We start from the raw sequence: 16005 nt of genomic DNA, 5'->3' as shown, positions 1-16005 counted from the left end.
CCGGCTAGGGATCCTTGATCCAGGCTGCAACCCCCGAGGTCTGATCCGGGCGAAAATAGGCAATGGCCCGCCCCTGAGTGTCAGCCTTCTCAACCTTCGGCATCTCCTCCCAAGCCGCCACCCCGTGCAGGCAGAGGCGATGCATCAAATAGGCCTCGCCGGGGCGCGCATGCACGCAGACCCGCGAACAGGTTTCAAACACTTCGGCGCGCGCTTTCTTGTAGGCCTCAGTCACATCCACCAGATGCCAGTCCTGCGGATCATGCCCCGCAAAAGCACGGGCAAAGCCGCGCCGCATCACCTCATGGCTGCCCTCCCAGACCACCAAAGGCGCCGCATCTGTGGGACTGTCGGTTAGCGGGATACCCAGCACCCAGGCATGCGGCTCTTCCACCCGGCGATGGCGGGCAGCTCCAAACATCTTGACCCCATCCACATGGGCCGCATCGCGCCGGGACCTATAGCGAAAGGCCGCGTCATTCTCACCGGCACGCGGGCGCGGATAGCCGGGATAGACCACCGAGACCTGCGCCCTGTGCAAATCCGCGACGCCGCCAAAATGCCGGGCGATAAACTCCAAAGGCGCCCCCTGCAGAGGCGGTCCCCCCGCCAGCTGCCCGGAGAGGTCATTGGGCAATGCATCAACACCGATGAACCAGGTGCCTTGGCAATCCAGCCACTCGGCATGGGCGGGATCCTCCGCCGCCTGCAGCGCCAGCGGACGCGCATGCTCGGCCCAGGCCTGCAAGGCTGTGTCCTGGTCAAACCGGATCCAGCCCCTGTCCAAAAATTCTTGCCATTGCGCCATAAGACTCTCCAATGATCGCCCGGCAAAACGCTTGCCTGCAGATCACTTAGGTCCGACTTGTCGCAGATGCTACCGCACAAGCGTCAGATCGTTGACGATCCGCGGCCAGAGGCGGCGATGCCCTCAGCCAGCGGCCAGTTGCCGCGTCACCTGCGCCAGAGCCTCTTGCACCAGCTCAGGCCCCGCTTCCGGACGATGTGCCCCTTCGGATAGGATACGTCGCCAGGCCCGGGCGCCTGGGCGGCCAGAAAACAACCCCAACATATGTCGAGTGATCTGATGCAAACGCGCCCCCTGCCCCATCTGCGTCTCGATATAGGGCAACATCTGCATCACAACTTCAAAGGGGTCGCGCACCGCCTCGCCCCCAAAGATCCGCGCATCCGCTGCCGCCAGAATATCGGCTGGCTGATGATAGGCCGCGCGCCCCACCATGACACCATCAAGGCCCTGCTCCAGTTGGGAAACCACCTCATCCAAACTGTTGACGCCGCCATTGAGCGAGATATGCAGATCGCCAAACTCGCGCTTCATCTCGTGGACCAGGCCATAGTCTAGCGGAGGAATATCGCGGTTTTCTTTTGGGGACAAACCTTTAAGCCAGGCTTTGCGGGCATGGATCGTCACCCTTTGACATCCGGCGGCACGAATTTTCTGCAAAAACACCGGCAGGATCTCACGGGGCTCCTGCTCATCCACGCCAATGCGGCATTTCACCGTCACCTCAACGTCGACCTTGGCACGCATCTGCGCCACACAATCCGCCACCAGATCAGGGCTTTGCATCAAGACAGCACCAAAAGCCCCCGATTGCACCCGGTCACTGGGACAGCCACAGTTGAGATTGATTTCATCATAGCCCGCTTGCGCGCCTAACTGCGCGGCTTGCGCCAATTCAATCGGGTCCGAACCACCCAGCTGCAGGGCCAGGGGGTGTTCTTCGACGTTGTAGTCCAGCAGATGCAAAGCCCGCCCCCGCACCAAGGCCGGCGCTGTCACCATTTCAGTATAAAGCAGCGCCCTTTGGCTCAGCAGTCGATGCAGGTAACGACAATGGCGATCGGTCCAATCCATCATCGGCGCCACGCTTAAACGCGCTGCAGTTTGTGCGTTACTGTTCATAGCGTTAGCTCCATTGGTTGCGCCGTAGCCCTGTGGCGTCCTTCCCTGGCTCCATGCCAATTGGCAGATCTCAGGGGGACGGCGATTCGAGCGTGCTAGGGTGTACCATATTTGACCGGACCGAAAAGAGGCTCATACCCAGTGGATTTCTAGGGTAAGCCAGCATGATGCAGTCCAATACCTCTACCGCTCACAGATCACATCAAGCCCGCCTTCGCATCTCACCCGCAGTTCAGCGCCTACCGATCCGAGCGGCCCGGCCCTGTCAGACCGCTGCAGTTTTCCATCGAGCTGCGCGACCGCAATCCTGGGCGTCAGCCGCAAAGACTACATACAAAAAAGCCCTCTAAGGCATTCACCTTAAAGGACTTTTTATGGCTCCGGCGGTAGGGATCGAACCTACGACCAATTGATTAACAGTCAACTGCTCTACCGCTGAGCTACGCCGGAATATGGCGCTCGTATAGCTTTGGTATTTTTGCGCGTCCAGAAGAAAAACACATCAAACCGATTTTTTTCACCTCCCCCCCACGCGATCAACAAATCACCTCGGAAGACAGAGCAAAATCAGCGCCAAGCGCTTTGGGGTTGTTGAAGATCTAGCCTCTGTGGGTCTGACGCAACCCGAGTTGCAACTCGCTCTCACCTCCCATCATGACGCATCCGGAACAGGGGGCTGCAAAACCGGTCAGCTCAAAATCTGCGTGCAGAGGCAAATAGAAAAGGGGCGGAAGCATAGCCCTTCCGCCCCCCTTTTGAAACGCATTGGTGTTGCCACGACCGCTACTGTGCGAGGCTCGGCAGGTAGAGCACAATCGCTGGGAAGGCCACCAAGAGCGCAATGGTGACACCATCCGCGATGAAGAAGGGCATCACGCCGCGGAACACATCCTGCACGCTCAGATCATCGCGCACCCCGGCCACAACAAAACAATTGAGACCGATGGGCGGGGTGATCAGGCAGAACTCGGCCATTTTCACCACCAGAATGCCAAACCAGATCGCACACATCGGCCCCGACATTCCAAAGGCACTGTCGGCAGCGGCAACGCTTTCGCCGCCGTTCAAGGCCATTACTGCCGGGTAGACCACCGGCAGGGTCAGCAAGAGCATGCCAATGGCATCCATGAACATCCCCAGCACCGCATAGGCCAGCAGGATACAGACCAGAATGACCATGGGCGACATCTCAAGGCTGGTGATCCAGTCAGAGAAGGCCCCCGGCAGATCGGCAAAGCCCAGGAAACGCACATAGATCAGCACACCCCAAATGATGGTGAAAATCATCACCGTGAGCTTGGCAGTTTCCAGCAGGGCCGATTTGAACTCGCTCCAGCGCATGCCACGCCAGAGCGCCATACAGAAGACCACAAAGGCCCCCAAGGCGCCGCCCTCGGTTGGGGTGCCCCAGGCATCGCCGCCAAAGGGGTTATAGACAAAGCAGATGATGATCACGACGACAAAGACAATTGGCAGCGCACCGGGCAGTGATTCAAAACGCTGGCGCCAGGTAAAGCCCTTGACCGGTGGACCGACGTTTTTGAAAACGAGGGCAATGCCGACGATCAACAGAACATAGACCACAGCACTAAAGGCACCGGGAATGAACCCCGCCAGCAAGAGCTTGCCCACATCCTGTTCCACAATGATCGCATAGATCACCAAAATGGCGGAGGGCGGGATCAGCGAGGCCAGGGTGCCGGCGGCAGCGACCACACCGGCGGCAAAGCGTTTGTTATAGCCAATCGCCAGCATCTCGGGGATGGCGATACGGGCAAAAACAGCCGAGGTCGCAACGGATGCGCCCGAAACGGCCGCAAAGCCAGCGGTGGCAAACACCGTTGAGACCGCAAGCCCGCCGGGTAGCCAGGCAATCCAGCGCTTGGCGGCCTCAAACAGGGCGCGGGTGAGACCGGCGTAATAGGCCAGATAGCCAATCAGGATAAAGGTTGGGATCAGGCTCAGCGCCTGGCTCGAGACCTTGGAATGCGGCACCTGCCCGGCAATTTTGACCGACACGGTGAGCGCCTTGCCAAACTTGTCGGGGCTATAGCCAAACTTGGCCCAGAAAATCCAGACCAGCCCGACAAGTCCGGCCAGACCGGCGGCAAAGGCCACCCGCATGCCGACAACAACCAGCACCAGCAGAAAGCTCGTGACCCAGAGGCCAATTTCAATTGGTTCCATGTCTGCTACCCCTGCCCGCCAATGGCGTCATTGTCGTGACCGCTTAATGCTTCCGCCTCAGCCGCGGCCTGTTCCGCTGCATCTTGGATCAGTGGCACCGCAACCGGAGCCTCCAGCCCCAGCACCATGGCCCGGCCATAGCCCCAAGCCTGCAGAACCAGACGCATGCACAGCACCGAAAAGGCCACTGGCGCCAAGAGCTTGGCCGGCCAGATTGGCAGGCCGATATCGATGGAACTGTCGCGGCTCCACAGGGGCGCTGCAAAATCAAAGGAGCGTCCAAAATGCGACCAGCTGCCCCAGACCAAGGCCAGCATCAGCACCAGAATCAACAAGACCGAGATCAATTCAAACAGCCAAAGCGCCCGGCCACGCAGCGAGCCGATGACAATATCCATCCGGATATGGCTGCCATCGCGCTGCACATAGGCGATCCCCATAAAGGCAATCAGCGGCATCGCCTGTTCGATCCAGTCCACATAGCCCGGCAGCGGCGCATTCATCGTGTTGCGCCCCCCAACCGAGACAACAGCCAATAACATGAGTGAAAAGACTGCCAGCCCGCTGACCAGCGCAAGCAGCTGCTCCAGCTTTAGCAATTTGCGGTCAAGACGGCTGATCAGGCTGCCATCTTCCAGCACCGCGGCGTTTCCCGCCATGGGGCCCACCTTTCGTTAGAGAGTTCCAGAACATAAAAATCGGGGCCGAGAGATGTCTCTCAGCCCCGATCCTGTAAAGCGCGGCTTAGTTTCCTGCGCGGGTGTCTTCCAGTGTTTTCATCACCAGATCATAGAGCTCCTGACCAGGAATGCCCTGGGCTTCCATGTCTTTGATCCACTGTTCACGGATCGGGTCAGCCGCAGTAGCACGGAAGGCCGCCAGTTCGGCCTCGGGCAGCATGACTTTGGTCACGCCTTTTTCTGCCAGCACGGAATCCCATTTGTCGAGCAAGGCGCCATAGTTGGCCAGGTAATGCGAGATCGCCTCGTCGACCGAGCTGTCCAGAGCCGCACGCTCAGAATCCGACAGCGCTTCATAGGCATCTGTATTTACAACAACTGGGCAGTTCACCGTGCCGGGGTTCAGGTTGGCGGTCCACCACTCAGCGCGGTTGATGGTGCCAAAGGCCAGATGCGCGTGCTGGGCAAAGGCGACAGTGTCCACAACGCCGCTTTCCATGGCGTTATAGGCCTCGGTTGCCGTCACAGATGTTGGCACGGCGCCCACAGCCGAGAAGGCTTTGCCGATACCGCCGGTGGCACGGACACGCATGTCTTTGAATTCGGCAACCGCGTCACGGGGCTCGCCGGTGCCCACAATGTTGTACTGTGGCATGGGCGAGGTCATCAGCAGCTTGGCATTCCAGCGCGCCAGATCCTTTTGCGCCGCCTCATGGCCATAGACAGCATGGCTCACTGCCACTTCTTCTTCCAGGGTGTTCACGCCCAGGAAGGGCAGTTCCAGCACGGTGATCGAAGGGTTCTTGTCGCGGTGATAGCCAGCACAGAACTGCGCCATTTCAAAAGCACCGATGGAGATACCATCCAGGTTTTCTTTGTTCTTGGACAGGCCACCATAGCTGATGTTCAGGGTGAATTCGCCATCAGTCTTGGCGCTGACCAGCTCGGCCAGTTTTTCAACATGTTCTGTAAAGGCGCGGCGCTTCCCCCAAACCGACACATTCCATTCCGTCGCGGCCGCTTCTCCCACAAGCGCAAAACCGGCAGCAGCCGTCACAGCGGCAGTCAAAATCGTTTTCATTTTGTTTTCTCCCATTGTGCGCCCGTCCCGACCCATTGGCCCAAATTCGGCAGAGGCTCTGCAGGCGCTTGGCCGACACGCTAACGCCAAGAAACACAGCTGCCAAGCCCACAAGACATCCTAAACACTCAGTTTACCTTTGCATTTGCAGGAGAAGGCAGCCCCATCCACCCACGCTCGAATGACGCACAGGCTCGGCAATCTGAACGCAAGAAAATTGCGCAAAACTGGCCATTTTGTTGCTTTGCCCACCCTAAAAGCACAAAATGCCGCAGGTAACGGAGGGTCACAAAGGACGCGCTCCCTTCCTCAAGTCGGTCTTTTCCTACGATTTACAAAAAATCCAAGGCAAAGGCGTTGACATCTAACGTCCAATAAACACTAGGGATTTCACTTACATTTTTGCATTAAGTTTTCATTTTTAACAGAGGAAAGGAAATTCATTTACAAGCAAATCGTTATTTTCCCGGATCTTATTCACTTATTTTCCACTCGCCCTATGATCACCGGGAGGGAAGGAAACGGTTTGACAGTCACGCCCAGCAGTTGTGGTGTCGAACCGATTAAATATCTGGGAGGATAACAGCATGTCACAGCAGCCCGAAGGTAAGGCCTATGCGCCATCCGAGGAAACCGTTGCCCGCGCCCATGTGGACAGTGCCAAATACGATGAAATGTATGCCGCTTCGATCAACGACCCCGAGGCTTTCTGGGGTGAGCACGGCAAACGGATCGACTGGATCAAACCCTTCACCACTGTGAAGGATGTGAATTACAACTTTGGCGAAGTCTCGATCAACTGGTTCGCCGATGGCACGCTGAACGTTTCGGCCAACTGTATCGACCGTCATCTGGACACCCGCGGCGATCAAACTGCGATCATCTTTGAGCCTGATGACCCAACCGAGGCCGCGCAGCATATCACCTATAAGGAGCTGCACCGCCGCACCTGCCGCATGGCCAATATTCTGGAAACCATGGGCGTGCGCAAAGGCGACCGGGTGGTGATCTACCTTCCGATGATCCCCGAAGCCGCCTATGCGATGCTGGCCTGTGCCCGTATCGGCGCAATTCATTCTATCGTTTTTGCGGGCTTCAGCCCGGATGCCCTGGCCGCTCGGGTCAACGGCTCTGACGCAAAGGTGGTAATCACCGCTGATGAGGCCCCCCGTGGTGGCCGCAAGACCCCTCTGAAATCCAATGCTGATGCTGCCCTCTTGCACTGCAAAGACACGGTGAAATGCCTGGTGGTCAAGCGCACTGGCGGCCAGACCACCTGGGTTGACGGGCGCGACTACGACTACAATGAGATGGCGCTGGAAGCGAACGACTACTGCAAACCCGCAGAGATGAACGCCGAAGACCCGCTCTTTGTGCTCTACACTTCCGGCTCCACCGGCCAGCCCAAGGGGGTTGTGCATACCTCTGGTGGCTATCTCGCCTATGCGGCGATGACCCATGAGATCACCTTTGATTACCACGATGGCGACATCTACTGGTGTACCGCTGACGTAGGCTGGGTCACCGGCCACAGCTATATCGTCTATGGCCCGCTGGCCAATGGTGCCACCACCTTGATGTTCGAGGGCGTACCAACCTATCCGGACGCCAGCCGCTTTTGGCAGGTCTGTGAAAAGCACAAGGTCAACCAGTTCTACACCGCCCCGACCGCGCTGCGCGCGCTGATGGGTCAGGGCAATGAATGGGTCGAAAAATGCGATCTGTCCTCGTTGCGCCTGCTGGGCACCGTGGGCGAACCAATCAACCCCGAGGCCTGGAACTGGTACAATGAGGTTGTAGGCGGCGGCCGCTGCCCCATCGTTGACACCTGGTGGCAGACTGAAACCGGTGGCCATCTGATGACGCCGCTGCCCGGCGCCCATGCCACCAAGCCCGGCTCGGCAATGAAGCCCTTCTTTGGTATCAAGCCCGTGGTTCTGGACCCGCAGTCCGGCGAAGAGATCTCTGGCAACGATGTCGAAGGCGTCTTGTGCATCAAGGACAGCTGGCCTGGCCAGATGCGCACGGTCTGGGGCGATCACGAGCGCTTCCAGAAAACCTATTTCTCGGATTACAAAGGTTACTACTTCACCGGTGACGGCTGCCGCCGTGACGCCGATGGCGACTACTGGATCACGGGGCGCGTCGATGACGTGATCAATGTTTCCGGTCACCGGATGGGCACCGCCGAGGTCGAAAGCGCGCTGGTGGCCCATGCCGCCGTCGCCGAGGCCGCCGTGGTAGGCTACCCCCATGACATCAAGGGCCAGGGCATCTATTGCTATGTCACCTTGATGAATGACCGCGAGCCTTCGGATGAGCTTCTGAAAGAGCTGCGCACCTGGGTCCGTACCGAGATTGGCCCGATTGCCAGCCCCGATGTGATCCAGTGGTCCCCTGGCCTGCCTAAGACCCGCTCGGGCAAGATCATGCGCCGTATCCTGCGCAAAATTGCCGAAAACGACTTTGGCGCCTTGGGTGATACCTCGACACTGGCTGATCCTTCTGTGGTCGACGATCTGATCGCCAACCGGGCCGTAAAGGGGTAACGAAGCCATGACAACCGACGTGATGACCCGCCCCGCTGTTCTTATTCTTCTCGGTCCTCCCGGCGCCGGGAAAGGTACACAAGCCCGTGTTCTGGAAGAGAAGTTTGGCCTCGTCCAACTCTCGACCGGGGATCTTCTGCGCGCTGCCGTGGCAGCCGGCACCGAAGCCGGCAAGGCCGCCAAGGCGGTGATGGAATCTGGTGGTCTGGTCTCGGATGAGATCGTCATCAACATCCTGCGCGACCGTCTGGCAGAACCCGACTGTGCCAAGGGGGTCATCCTTGATGGCTTCCCCCGCACCACCGTTCAGGCCGAGGCCCTGGATGTGTTGCTGGGCGAAACCGGTCAAAAGATCAACGCTGCCATCAGCCTGGAAGTGGATGACAGCGCCATGGTGACCCGGGTTTCCGGGCGCTACACCTGCGGCGGTTGCGGCGAGGGCTACCACGACAGTTTCAAGCTGCCAGCAGTTGCCGGAACATGTGACAAATGCGGCAGTCAAAACATGACCCGTCGCGCCGATGACAATGCCGAAACCGTCGCCAGTCGTCTGGCGGCCTATCACGAACAGACCGCGCCGCTGATTGCCTACTACAAGGGTAAAGAGGCGTTGCAAACCATTGACGCAATGGGAGAAATAGAAGCGATCTCAGGGGGCCTAGCCAAGATCGTTTCCGAAGTAACGAGTTAACTTTTTATGTTCCCAGGGGGGCTGTCGGCTCAGCAGCCTCCCACACCACAAATTGAAAATCCGTGTAGATTTGCCGACCCTCCGTCGGCGGAGGTGCGGAGCAATGCCCGATGTCCCCTGTTCAAACGAACAGAGCACCGCGGGCAAACACAGAGCGTTTGCCTGATCAGGTCCTGATCAGGTCCTGGAGGAAGAAGGAGGAGCCGCTATGGCGGATCACACAACAAAAGCTGCACAGACAGCCGAAGCCGATAAGGGCTATTGGCAGGCCAATGTGCGGATCATTCTCGTCAGCCTGGTGATCTGGGCTGTCGTTTCATTTGGTTTTGGCATTCTACTGCGCCCGATGCTCTCCGGCATAGCGGTCGGTGGCACCGATCTGGGCTTCTGGTTTGCCCAGCAGGGATCGATCCTGGTCTTTTTGGGCCTGATCTTTTTCTACGCCTTCCGCATGAACAAGCTGGACCGTGAATTCGGCGTCGAGGAGGAGTAAACAATGGATCAGTTTACCATCAACCTGCTGTTTGTGGGCACGTCTTTCGCGCTCTACATCGGCATCGCGATCTGGGCCCGCGCGGGCTCCACATCAGAATTTTACGCGGCGGGTCGCGGTGTGCACCCCGTCACCAACGGTATGGCCACAGCGGCCGACTGGATGTCTGCGGCGTCGTTCATTTCGATGGCGGGCCTTATTGCCTTTACCGGCTATGACAACTCTTCCTTTCTGATGGGTTGGACCGGTGGCTACGTGCTGCTCGCCCTGCTGCTGGCGCCTTACCTGCGCAAGTTCGGCAAGTTCACCGTGTCCGAGTTCATCGGCGATCGGTTCTACAGCCCCACTGCGCGTATTGTGGCGGTGATCTGCCTGATCGTTGCTTCAACCACCTATGTTATTGGTCAGATGACTGGCGTGGGCGTGGCCTTTGGCCGCTTCCTCGAGGTCTCCAACACCGCGGGGCTGTTAATTGGCGCCTGTGTTGTGTTCGCTTACGCGGTGTTCGGAGGTATGAAAGGTGTAACCTATACGCAGGTTGCGCAGTATTGCGTGCTGATCATGGCCTATACCATTCCGGCCATCTTCATCTCGCTGCAGCTGACCGGCAACCCGATCCCGGCCCTGGGTCTGTTTGGCGATCACGTCGCCTCGGGTGAGCCGCTGTTGCAAAAGCTGGACGCCATCGTGCGCGAACTGGGCTTTAACGAATATACCGCCCACCATTCTGATACCTTCAACATGGTGCTGTTCACCCTGTCGTTGATGATCGGTACGGCTGGTCTGCCCCATGTGATCATGCGTTTCTTCACCGTCCCCCGCGTGGCAGATGCGCGTTGGTCCGCAGGTTGGGCGCTGGTCTTTATCGCGCTGCTCTATCTCACTGCCCCTGCGGTTGGAGCCATGGCACGTCTGAACATCACCGACATGATGTGGCCCAACGGAACAGATGCGGCAGCGGTTTCAGTCGAACAGATCGAAAACGATGCACGCTATGACTGGATGGCCACCTGGCAGAAGACCGGTCTCCTGGCCTGGGAAGACAAAAACGGCGACGGCCACATTCAGTATTACAACGACAAGAATGCTGACATGCAGACCAAAGCGGCTGAAAATGGCTGGGAAGGCAACGAGCTGACCAAATTCAACCGTGACATCCTGGTTCTGGCCAACCCTGAAATCGCCAACCTGCCTTCTTGGGTAATTGGTCTGGTGGCCGCTGGTGGTCTCGCGGCGGCGCTGTCCACGGCGGCGGGTCTGCTGCTGGCGATCTCCTCGGCTGTGTCCCACGATCTGATCAAAGGCTCGATCAATCCGAATATCTCGGAAAAAGGTGAGCTGTTGTCGGCGCGTATTGCCATGGCCGTGGCCATTGCGGTTGCCACCTACCTGGGTCTCAACCCTCCCGGCTTTGCGGCGCAGACCGTGGCCCTGGCCTTTGGCCTCGCAGCGGCCTCGATCTTCCCGGCACTGATGATGGGTATCTTCTCCAAGAAGATCAACAACACCGGTGCTGTGGCAGGTATGCTGGCTGGTCTGGGCGTCACCCTGATCTACATCTTCCTGCACAAGGGCTGGCTGTTCATTCCGGGCACCAACTCCTTTACCGATGCGGATCCGCTGCTGGGCACAATCAAGTCGACCTCCTTTGGTGCCATTGGGGCCGCGGTCAACTTCACCGTTGCCTATGTAGTTGCCGGCATGACCAAGGAAACGCCTCAGGAGATCAAAGATCTGGTCGAAAGCGTGCGTATCCCACGTGGCGCAGGTGCAGCACAGGATCACTGATCCCCCACTGGACGGGTCTCTCCCTCAGAGCCCTGCTCTTAACGGCCCGTCCTTTTTTATCCTCGTGCCCGCCCCGGTTCCTGCCCGGGCGGGCATCCCCTTTCTCCCAAGCTTGTCATTTTACACATAGGAGCCGTGATGCCGATTTCCGAGACAGATCTGATCCGCTTTCTGACCTCTGTTCATCCCTATGACAGTCTCGAGCTGAGCAAGTTGCGGGATCTGGCGCCCAAGTTTCAGGTCCTATCGGTCAAACCCGGCGAAACCATCTATGAGCTGGGCACCGATCTAGCCGGGCTCTATCTGGTACACCACGGAGAAGTCGAGGTTTTTGATGAAAATGGCATGACCATCTCGATCCTGGGGCCGCGCAATTCCTTTGGAGAACGGGGATTGACCCGCAGTGGCCGGGCTGTGACCTCAGCACGGGCCGGGATGGCAACCGTTTTGCTGCTTCTGCCACGGGTGGATTTTGATAACCTGATGCAGGCCGAACCTGCGGTCACCCGTTTCTTTGACCGCCGTCGGCCCGATGCGCCGATCCAGAATGGGCTCACCACCACCCGCGCCGAAAGCTTCATGGCAGCGCCGCCCGTGACCTGTTCTCCGGGCCTGACCTGTCAGGGGGCAGCGCAGCTGATGCGCCAACATCATATCTCCTGCGTCTGCATCACTGAGAGCGACAGCCTATTGGGGATCCTGACCACCCGCGATCTGACAGAGAAACTGCTGGCCGAGGGCCTGCCCTTCTCCACCCCCGTGTCGCAGATCATGACCAAAAATCCCCGCAGCCTGCCGCCCTCGGCGATTGGCTCGGATGTGCTGCATGCGATGATGGAGCATCACATCGGTCATATCCCGGTGGTCCAGAACCATCAGCTGGTTGGCATCATCACCCAGACCGACCTCACCCGGTTTCAGGCCGTCAGCTCAGCCGAGCTGGTCTCCAGTATCGCCCGCGCAGGCGGTGCCGCAGAGATGGCAGCGGTCACCGCCGAAATTCCGCGCCTCCTGGTGCAGCTGGTGGCGGGCGGCAACCGGCACGAAGTGGTGACCCGGCTGATCACCGATATCGCCGATACCGCCACCCGGCGCCTGCTCACCCTGGCCGAAGAACAGCTAGGGCCCGCTCCTGTGCCCTATCTCTGGTTGGCCTGTGGCAGCCAGGGTCGCCAGGAGCAGACCGGTGTGTCGGATCAGGATAACTGTCTGATCCTGTCAGATGACGCAACTGAGGCGCATGATGCCTATTTTGCAGCCCTCGCGGAATTTGTCTGTGATGGGCTGAATACCTGTGGCTATGTCTTTTGCCCCGGCGAGATGATGGCGACCAATCTACGTTGGCGGCAGCCCCTACGCGTCTGGCGGGATTATTTTGGTGGCTGGATCACCAAACCGGGCCCCGAGGCGCAGATGCTGGCCTCGGTGATGTTTGATCTGCGCGCCATTGGCGGCGACAAGGGGCTGTTTGATGGCCTGCAGGCAAGCGTTCTGGCCTCGGCCTGTGCCAATTCGATTTTTGTCGCCCATATGACCTCGAACGCGCTGAAGCATACCCCGCCCCTGGGGCTGCTGCGTGGCTTTGCCACCATTCGCTCAGGCGAGCATCGCAACACCCTGGATATGAAGCACAATGGCGTGGTGCCGGTCACCGATCTGGGTCGGATCTATGCGCTGCAGGGCAAGATTGCGGCGGTGAACACCCGCGCCCGGCTGGAAGCTGGCGCCGCCTTGGGGGTGATCAGCAGCAGCGGCGCCCGCGACCTGCTGGATGCCTATGACCTGATTGCACAGACCCGGCTGGAGCATCAGGCGGATCTGGTGCGCCAGGGACAGGCGCCAGACAATTACTTGGCGCCGTCAGATTTGTCCGACTTTGAGCGAAGTCATCTGCGCGACGCCTTTGTCGTGGTAAAAACCATGCAATCGGCGCTGGGGCACGGTAAGGGCATGTTGGGATAACATATCGCTTGGGGCTTATGTCGAAGCCTCCGGCGGGAATATTTTTGGAAAGATGATAGGCCTAGGGTGACACAACATCCGGGCAGTCTTGGGGGAAAGATGTTTCTGGAACTGATCGCTGTGATTTTTGCTGGTTTTGCTGTTGCCGGGGTGGTGATGCTCCTCAACAGCGCCACTGGTTCTCGCCTGCCGCGCTGGCTGGCGCCCGTGGCGGCGGGCCTGGCGATGATCGGCGTCACGATTGCCTCAGAGTACAGCTGGTACAGCCGCACCGCAGCCAATCTGCCCGAAGGGCTGGTGGTGGCCGAGGTGGTGGAGAGCCGCAAGCTCTATCGCCCTTGGACCTATGTCGTGCCGCTGCGCGAGCGCTTTGTCGCGGTGGATATGGCCACCGCCCGTAGCCATCCCAAGCAGCCCCACCGGCATCTGGCCGAGGTGTTCTTTTTTGGTCGCTGGGCGCCGATCAGCCAGTTGAGCATTATGGCGGACTGCGCCGACTGGCGGCGGGCGGTGGTCGAAACTGACACCCGTTTTGCCCAGGACGGGGCTGTCAGCGGCGCAAACTGGATCTCCCCCCCGGCCCAGGATCCACTGTTGACAACCCTCTGTGGAGGCTGATCCATGTTGACCCATCTGAGCCTGCGTCTGCGGATTTTCCTGTTTTTCTGCCTTCTCGCCCTGGGCGCAATTGCCGTTAGCCTGGGCAGTCTTTGGCTTAGCTATCAACGGGCGGCGACCCCTGCATTGCTCGATCCTTTTGTCTTTGCCGGCCTCATGGGAACCTTTGCCATATTGGGGCTATGTGCCGGTATCTGGCTGTTGTTTGACGAAAATGTTGCCAAGCCGATCGAGGTGCTCGCGGCGGAAATGCGGCTGCGCGCCCATGGCGGGGTCTCGCGCGGGATTGACGCCAAAACCGCGCGCTATCTGGGGGATCTGGCGCCGGCCGCCGCCGGGCTGGCAGGCCAGCTGGGCGACAGCACTCTGCTCACGGCCCGCAATATCGCAGAAGAAACCGCCCGGCTGGAAGCGGACAAACGACAGCTCACCACATTGTTGAGCGAGCTGCCGGTGGCCACTGTGATGCTGGGCTCGGATCACCATATCGTACTCTATGATGCGCAGGCTGCCGATGTTCTGGCGCAGATTGCCCATCCGCGGCTGAATGCCTCTATGTTTGACTATCTGGACAGAGTGGCGCTGCAGGCAGCCTATGAACAGATGAACAAGACAGGCAAGGAGGTCCAAGCGCAGGTTTGCGGCCGGGACGAGGTGCAGAGCTATTCTGTAAGCCTGAAACCCCTGGGCCAGGGCGAAGGCTATGTGCTGATTTTTGATGCCGCCGTCGCCAGAATCGCTCCTGACGCTGCCAGGCCCCTGATCTATGACTTTGCGCTGCTCGAGCGCCCATTGCTGGATATTGCGGACCGCCCCCTCAAAGATCTGTGCTTTGCGGTGTTTGATACCGAAACCACCGGACTGTTGCCGCATAAAGATGAGATCGTCCAGATTGGCGCGGTCAGGGTGCTGAACGGCCGCATGATCGAGGGAGAGCAGTTTGATACGCTGGTCGACCCGCAGCGGCCCATCCCCGAGGCCTCGACCCGGGTGCACGGGGTGAGCAATGCAATGGTACAGGGGGCCCCAGTCATCACCAAAGCAGCTGCCCAGTTTCACCTCTTTGCCAAGGATGCGGTGATCGTGGCCCATAACGCGCCATTTGACATGGCCTTCTTGCGCCGTCACGCCAAGGCAACCGGGGTGAAATGGGACCATCCGATCCTGGACACTGTTTTACTGAGTGCTGTACTGTTTGGATCCTCGGTTCCCCATACGCTGGATGCCCTGTGTGAACGGCTGGATATCACCATCCCCCCTGCCCTGCGCCATACTGCTCTGGGCGATGCCCATGCAACTGCAAACGCCCTGGTGCAGATGATTCCGATGTTGCAGGCGCGTGGCTTTGACAGCCTGGCACAGGTGATTGAGCAGACCCGCCGCCATGGGCGGCTGCTAGAGGACCTCAATCCGGTGGACAATCACGGCGGCACATGGCAGGCAGGCCAAAAGACCTGATGTGAGGCGCGCGATGCCATCAACCCGTTTTACACCCGGGACCGATACGGTCCGGGCTTACCGAGATGCTTTGGGCTGTTTTGCCACCGGGGTCACCGTCGTGACCACCCTGACGCAACAGGGCCCGCTGGCGATTACGGTCAACAGCTTCACCTCGGTCTCGATCGAGCCGCCGCTCCTGCTCTGGTGTCCTGACCGCAGCTCGCTGCGCCATGACGCCTTTGTCGCAGCCGAGCGCTTTGCCATTCATGTACTGGCCGAAGATCAGCTCACCTTGGCGCAGCACTTTGCCCGCAACGCAGAGGGCTTCAGCGAGGGCAACTGGCACAAGAGCACGGCAGGGACCCCGGCTCTGGACGGTTATATCGCCCGGTTCGAATGCCAGAAATATGAAAGCCACCCGGCAGGGGATCACAGTATCATTCTGGGTCAGGTGTGCGAAGTCGAGACGCGCCCGGGCAATGGGCTGGTTTTCAAACGCGGGCAATTTGGCGGTTTTCTGGAACAGATCTAACCCCAAAAGCCAGATAAAAAACCCGCCCAACCAGATGGTTCGGCGGGTTCATAT

Annotated in this window: 13 protein-coding genes and 1 tRNA gene; 8 read left to right on the top strand and 6 right to left on the bottom strand. The window is 59.1% G+C overall.

Going from position 1 to position 16005, the window contains the following annotated elements:
* Nucleotides 1-4 precede the first annotated feature (4 nt).
* From AN476_RS15950 to AN476_RS15925, 6 genes are all read right to left on the bottom strand, one after another.
* On the bottom strand, nucleotides 5-808 hold the full coding sequence (locus tag AN476_RS15950; RefSeq protein ID WP_054462595.1) for a hypothetical protein: 804 nt from the start codon (nucleotides 806-808) through the stop codon (nucleotides 5-7).
* A gap of 123 nt (nucleotides 809-931) precedes the next feature.
* Nucleotides 932-1930: a tRNA dihydrouridine(20/20a) synthase DusA gene (gene dusA, locus AN476_RS15945; RefSeq protein ID WP_054462594.1), complete on the bottom strand. Its 999-nt coding sequence runs from the start codon at nucleotides 1928-1930 to the stop codon at nucleotides 932-934.
* Nucleotides 1931-2305: 375 nt separating this feature from the next.
* Nucleotides 2306-2380: transfer RNA gene (locus AN476_RS15940), tRNA-Asn, on the bottom strand.
* Nucleotides 2381-2713: 333 nt separating this feature from the next.
* The gene (locus AN476_RS15935; protein ID WP_054462593.1) at nucleotides 2714-4117 is read right to left on the bottom strand and encodes a TRAP transporter large permease; all 1404 of its coding nucleotides are present in this window, start codon (nucleotides 4115-4117) and stop codon (nucleotides 2714-2716) included.
* 5 nt (nucleotides 4118-4122) lie between these two features.
* Nucleotides 4123-4776: a TRAP transporter small permease subunit gene (locus AN476_RS15930; protein WP_054462592.1), complete on the bottom strand. Its 654-nt coding sequence runs from the start codon at nucleotides 4774-4776 to the stop codon at nucleotides 4123-4125.
* Between the two features lie 85 nt (nucleotides 4777-4861).
* Nucleotides 4862-5878, bottom strand: a complete 1017-nt coding sequence (locus AN476_RS15925) for a C4-dicarboxylate TRAP transporter substrate-binding protein (protein WP_054462649.1) — start codon at nucleotides 5876-5878, stop codon at nucleotides 4862-4864.
* Between the two features lie 587 nt (nucleotides 5879-6465).
* Between AN476_RS15925 and acs the strand changes: the two genes are divergently transcribed.
* The 8 genes from acs (at nucleotide 6466) to AN476_RS15885 (ending at nucleotide 15951) form a co-directional block, all read left to right on the top strand.
* Nucleotides 6466-8427 carry an acetate--CoA ligase gene (gene acs / locus AN476_RS15920; protein WP_054462591.1) on the top strand — a complete coding sequence of 654 codons (1962 nt, stop codon included), beginning with the start codon at nucleotides 6466-6468 and terminating at the stop codon, nucleotides 8425-8427.
* 7 nt (nucleotides 8428-8434) lie between these two features.
* Entirely contained in the window at nucleotides 8435-9118 is a 684-nt protein-coding gene (locus tag AN476_RS15915) for an adenylate kinase (RefSeq protein WP_054462590.1), read from the top strand.
* A gap of 208 nt (nucleotides 9119-9326) precedes the next feature.
* Nucleotides 9327-9611: a DUF4212 domain-containing protein gene (locus AN476_RS15910; protein WP_054462589.1), complete on the top strand. Its 285-nt coding sequence runs from the start codon at nucleotides 9327-9329 to the stop codon at nucleotides 9609-9611.
* 3 nt (nucleotides 9612-9614) lie between these two features.
* Entirely contained in the window at nucleotides 9615-11399 is a 1785-nt protein-coding gene (locus AN476_RS15905; protein WP_054462588.1) for a sodium:solute symporter family protein, read from the top strand.
* 138 nt (nucleotides 11400-11537) lie between these two features.
* Complete coding sequence (locus tag AN476_RS15900) at nucleotides 11538-13361, top strand: DUF294 nucleotidyltransferase-like domain-containing protein (RefSeq protein WP_054462587.1); 1824 nt, start codon at nucleotides 11538-11540, stop codon at nucleotides 13359-13361.
* Between the two features lie 99 nt (nucleotides 13362-13460).
* On the top strand, nucleotides 13461-13979 hold the full coding sequence (locus AN476_RS15895; RefSeq protein ID WP_054462586.1) for a hypothetical protein: 519 nt from the start codon (nucleotides 13461-13463) through the stop codon (nucleotides 13977-13979).
* A gap of 3 nt (nucleotides 13980-13982) precedes the next feature.
* Nucleotides 13983-15437, top strand: coding sequence for a 3'-5' exonuclease (locus tag AN476_RS15890; protein ID WP_054462585.1), 1455 nt, complete (start codon nucleotides 13983-13985; stop codon nucleotides 15435-15437).
* A 13-nt stretch (nucleotides 15438-15450) separates the two neighbouring features.
* Complete coding sequence (locus tag AN476_RS15885; RefSeq protein WP_054462584.1) at nucleotides 15451-15951, top strand: flavin reductase family protein; 501 nt, start codon at nucleotides 15451-15453, stop codon at nucleotides 15949-15951.
* Nucleotides 15952-16005 lie beyond the last annotated feature (54 nt).

The organism is Phaeobacter sp. 11ANDIMAR09, from assembly GCF_001294455.1.
Lineage (GTDB): Bacteria > Pseudomonadota > Alphaproteobacteria > Rhodobacterales > Rhodobacteraceae > Pseudophaeobacter.
This window is presented reverse-complemented; position numbering and strand designations above follow the sequence as displayed.

Coding starts and splice junctions, on each gene's coding strand:
- AN476_RS15950 (WP_054462595.1), bottom strand. CDS start 808: ATGGCGCAATGGCAAGAATTTTTGGACAGGGGCTGGATCCGGTTTGAC.
- dusA (WP_054462594.1), bottom strand. CDS start 1,930: ATGAACAGTAACGCACAAACTGCAGCGCGTTTAAGCGTGGCGCCGATG.
- AN476_RS15935 (WP_054462593.1), bottom strand. CDS start 4,117: ATGGAACCAATTGAAATTGGCCTCTGGGTCACGAGCTTTCTGCTGGTG.
- AN476_RS15930 (WP_054462592.1), bottom strand. CDS start 4,776: ATGGCGGGAAACGCCGCGGTGCTGGAAGATGGCAGCCTGATCAGCCGT.
- AN476_RS15925 (WP_054462649.1), bottom strand. CDS start 5,878: ATGAAAACGATTTTGACTGCCGCTGTGACGGCTGCTGCCGGTTTTGCG.
- acs (WP_054462591.1), top strand. CDS start 6,466: ATGTCACAGCAGCCCGAAGGTAAGGCCTATGCGCCATCCGAGGAAACC.
- AN476_RS15915 (WP_054462590.1), top strand. CDS start 8,435: ATGACAACCGACGTGATGACCCGCCCCGCTGTTCTTATTCTTCTCGGT.
- AN476_RS15910 (WP_054462589.1), top strand. CDS start 9,327: ATGGCGGATCACACAACAAAAGCTGCACAGACAGCCGAAGCCGATAAG.
- AN476_RS15905 (WP_054462588.1), top strand. CDS start 9,615: ATGGATCAGTTTACCATCAACCTGCTGTTTGTGGGCACGTCTTTCGCG.
- AN476_RS15900 (WP_054462587.1), top strand. CDS start 11,538: ATGCCGATTTCCGAGACAGATCTGATCCGCTTTCTGACCTCTGTTCAT.
- AN476_RS15895 (WP_054462586.1), top strand. CDS start 13,461: ATGTTTCTGGAACTGATCGCTGTGATTTTTGCTGGTTTTGCTGTTGCC.
- AN476_RS15890 (WP_054462585.1), top strand. CDS start 13,983: ATGTTGACCCATCTGAGCCTGCGTCTGCGGATTTTCCTGTTTTTCTGC.
- AN476_RS15885 (WP_054462584.1), top strand. CDS start 15,451: ATGCCATCAACCCGTTTTACACCCGGGACCGATACGGTCCGGGCTTAC.